1 protein-coding gene and 1 pseudogene are annotated in these 3,870 nt (G+C 68.7%); one reads left to right on the top strand and one right to left on the bottom strand.

Annotation, left to right across the window (positions count from 1 at the left end; all coding sequences use genetic code 11):
* Window positions 1-3,576: multifunctional oxoglutarate decarboxylase/oxoglutarate dehydrogenase thiamine pyrophosphate-binding subunit/dihydrolipoyllysine-residue succinyltransferase subunit (locus AWB92_RS08600; RefSeq protein ID WP_085184956.1), on the top strand; the 3,576-nt coding region annotated here is incomplete at its 5' end.
* 104 nt (window positions 3,577-3,680) lie between these two features.
* On the opposite strand, the pseudogene AWB92_RS29330 reads toward AWB92_RS08600, so the two are convergent.
* A pseudogene (locus AWB92_RS29330) lies at window positions 3,681-3,870 on the bottom strand (PE family protein); the annotation flags it as partial.

The following is a 3,870-nucleotide window of genomic DNA, read 5'->3' as shown; positions in this document are numbered from 1 at the left end:
GCCCCGCCCGACGGGCACGCCGCCCCCGCCCCGGCCGCCAAGCCGGCCGAAACGAAGCCGACCGAGACGAAGCCGGCCGAAACGAAGCCGGCGCCCACCGCAGGCAACGGCTCCCCGGCCGCCCCGGCGCCGGCCGCCCCCGCGGCACCGGCCAAGCCGGCCGCTCCCCCGCCGGCCGAGGGCGACGAGATGCAGGTGCTGCGCGGCGCGGCCGCCGCCGTCGTCAAGAACATGTCCGCGTCGCTGGACGTGCCGACGGCGACGAGCGTGCGGGCCATCCCGGCCAAGCTGCTGATCGACAACCGGATCGTCATCAACAACCAGCTCAAGCGCACCCGCGGCGGCAAGATCTCGTTCACCCACCTGCTGGGCTACGCGTTGGTGCAGGCGATCAAGCAGTTCCCGAACATGAACCGGCACTACGCCGAGGTCGACGGCAAGCCGACCGCGGTCACGCCCGCGCACACCAACCTCGGCCTGGCCATCGACCTGCAGGGCAAAGACGGCAAGCGGTCCCTGGTGGTGGCAGGCATCAAGCGCTGCGAGGAGCTGCGGTTCGCGCAGTTCGTCACCGCCTACGAGGACATCGTGCGCCGCGCCCGCGACGGCAAGCTGACCGCGGAAGACTTTGCGGGCGTGACGATTTCGCTGACCAACCCGGGCACCATCGGCACCGTGCACTCGGTGCCCCGGCTGATGGCCGGCCAGGGCGCCATCATCGGCGTCGGCGCCATGGAGTACCCGGCCGAGTTCCAGGGGGCCAGCGAGGAGCGCATCGCCGAGCTGGGCATCGGCAAGCTGATCACCCTGACGTCCACCTACGACCACCGCATCATCCAGGGCGCCGAGTCCGGTGACTTCCTGCGGACCATTCATGAGATGCTGCTCTCGGACGGCTTCTGGGACGAGATCTTCCGCGAGCTGGGCAACCCGTACCTGCCGGTGCGCTGGAGCACCGACAACCCGGACTCGATCGTCGACAAGAACGCCCGGGTGATGGAGTTGATCGCGGCCTACCGCAACCGCGGGCACCTGATGGCCGACATCGACCCGCTGCGCCTGGACAGCACCCGGTTCCGCAGCCACCCCGACCTCGAAATCCTCAACCACGGCCTGACGCTGTGGGACCTCGACCGGGTGTTCAAGGTCAATGGCTTCGCCGGCTGCGAGTACAAGAAGCTGCGCGACGTGCTTGGCCTGCTGCGCGACGCCTACTGCCGCCACATCGGGGTGGAGTACACCCACATCCTCGAGCCCGAACAGCAACAGTGGCTGCAGGAGCGGGTCGAAACCAAGCACGTCAAACCCACCGTGGCCGAACAGAAGTTCATCCTGAGCAAGCTCAACGCCGCCGAGGCCTTCGAGACCTTCCTGCAGACCAAATACGTTGGGCAGAAACGGTTTTCGCTGGAAGGCGCGGAGAGCGTGATCCCGATGATGGACGCGGCCATCGACCAGTGCGCCGAGCACGGCCTCGACGAGGTGGTCATCGGGATGCCGCACCGCGGCCGGCTCAACGTGCTGGCCAACATCGTCGGCAAGCCGTATTCGCAGATCTTTTCCGAGTTCGAGGGCAACCTCAACCCGTCGCAGGCGCACGGCTCCGGCGACGTCAAGTACCACCTGGGCGCCACCGGCGTGTACCTGCAGATGTTCGGCGACAACGACATTCAGGTCTCGCTGACCGCGAACCCGTCGCACCTGGAGGCCGTCGACCCGGTGCTGGAGGGCCTGGTCCGGGCCAAGCAGGACCTGCTGAACCACGGCTCGCAGGACGACGGCGACGAGAAGGCCTTCTCCGTGGTGCCGATGATGATGCACGGCGACGCCGCCTTCGCCGGGCAGGGGGTCGTCGCCGAGACGCTGAACCTGGCGAACCTGCCCGGTTACCGCGTCGGCGGCACCATCCACATCATCGTCAACAACCAGATCGGCTTCACCACCGCGCCGGAGTACTCGCGCTCCAGCGAATACTGCACCGACGTCGCAAAGATGGTGGGGGCGCCCATCTTTCACGTCAACGGCGACGACCCCGAGGCCTGCGTGTGGGTGGCCAAGCTGGCCGTGGACTTCCGGCAGCGGTTCAAGAAGGACGTCATCATCGACATGCTGTGCTACCGGCGCCGCGGCCACAACGAGGGCGACGACCCGTCGATGACCAACCCGTACATGTACGACGTCGTGGACACCAAGCGCGGGGCGCGCAAGAGCTACACCGAAGCCCTGATCGGTCGCGGCGACATCTCGCTGAAGGAAGCCGAGGACGCGCTGCGCGACTACCAGGGCCAGTTGGAGCGGGTGTTCAACGAGGTCCGCGACCTGGAGAAGCACGGCGTGCAGCCCAGCGCGTCGGTGGAGGCCGACCAGCCGGTCCCCGCGGGGCTGGCCACCGCGGTGGACAAGTCGCTGCTGGCCCGCATCGGCGACGCCTTCCTTTCCGTGCCAGACGGTTTCACCGTGCATCCGCGCGTGCAGCCGGTGCTGGAAAAGCGCCGCGAGATGGCCTACGAGGGCAAGATCGACTGGGCGTTCGGCGAGCTGCTGGCGCTGGGTTCGCTGGTGTCGGAGGGCAAGCTGGTGCGGCTGTCCGGGCAGGACACCCGGCGCGGCACCTTCTCCCAGCGGCATTCGGTGATCATCGACCGCAACACCGGCGAGGAGTTCACGCCGCTGCAACTGCTGGCGACGAACCTCGACGGCACCCCGACCGGCGGCAAGTTCCTGGTGTACGACTCGCCGCTGTCGGAGTACGCCGCCGTCGGGTTCGAGTACGGCTACACCGTGGGCAACCCGGACGCGCTCGTGTTGTGGGAGGCGCAGTTCGGCGACTTCGTCAACGGCGCGCAGTCGATCATCGACGAGTTCATCAGCTCCGGCGAGGCCAAGTGGGGCCAGCTGTCCAACGTGGTGCTGCTGCTGCCCCACGGGCACGAGGGGCAGGGTCCCGACCACACCTCCGGGCGCATCGAGCGCTTCCTGCAGCTGTGGGCGGAGGGTTCGATGACCATCGCGATGCCCTCGACGCCGTCCAACTACTTCCACCTACTGCGCCGGCATGCGCTCGACGGCATCCAGCGCCCGCTGATCGTGTTCACGCCGAAGTCGATGCTCCGCAACAAGGCGGCGGTCAGCGACATCAAGGACTTCACCGAGATCAAGTTCCGCTCGGTGCTCGAGGAGCCCACCTACGAGGACGGCATCGGCGACCGCAGCACGGTCCGGCGGATCCTGCTGACCAGCGGGAAGATCTACTACGAGCTGGTGGCCCGCAAGGCCAAGGACAACCGCGACGACGTCGCGATCGTGCGCATCGAGCAACTGGCCCCGCTGCCCAAGCGCCGGCTGAACGAGACGCTGGACCGCTACCCGGCCGTCGAGGAGTTCTTCTGGGTGCAGGAGGAGCCGGCCAACCAGGGTGCCTGGCCGCGGTTCGGTCTGGAGCTGCCGGAGTTGTTGCCGGACAAGCTAACCGGGCTCAAGCGCATCTCGCGGCGCGCCATGTCGGCCCCGTCGTCGGGCTCGTCGAAGGTGCACGCCGTCGAGCAGCAGGAGATCCTGGACACGGCGTTCCGCTAGCCCTCCCTGCGCGAGCAGTCCCCCGCAAGCGGGAGGTGCCCCCAGCAAAAGCCCCCGACACGCCGTGCCCGCGGGGGCTTTTGCGTCTGCTCGGCGTACTAGCCCTAAGCGTGCGTGGCGCCGTTGTCGCCGGTGGCGCCGGGCGTCGAACCCGACCCGCCCGCACCGCCGGCGCCGCCGCCACCGCCCACGCCCTGCCCGCCGGCGCTGCCGGACGGGCCGATCGGCTGGCCCCCACCGGGTGTCTTGTCCGTGATCCCTCCGGAACCGCCGCCGCCACCCGCGCCGCCGCCC

The sequence above is a fragment of the Mycobacterium sp. IEC1808 genome (genome assembly GCF_002101935.1).
Lineage (GTDB): Bacteria > Actinomycetota > Actinomycetes > Mycobacteriales > Mycobacteriaceae > Mycobacterium.
Note: the sequence above shows the minus strand (reverse complement) of the source record. Positions and strands in the feature narration are given on the sequence as shown.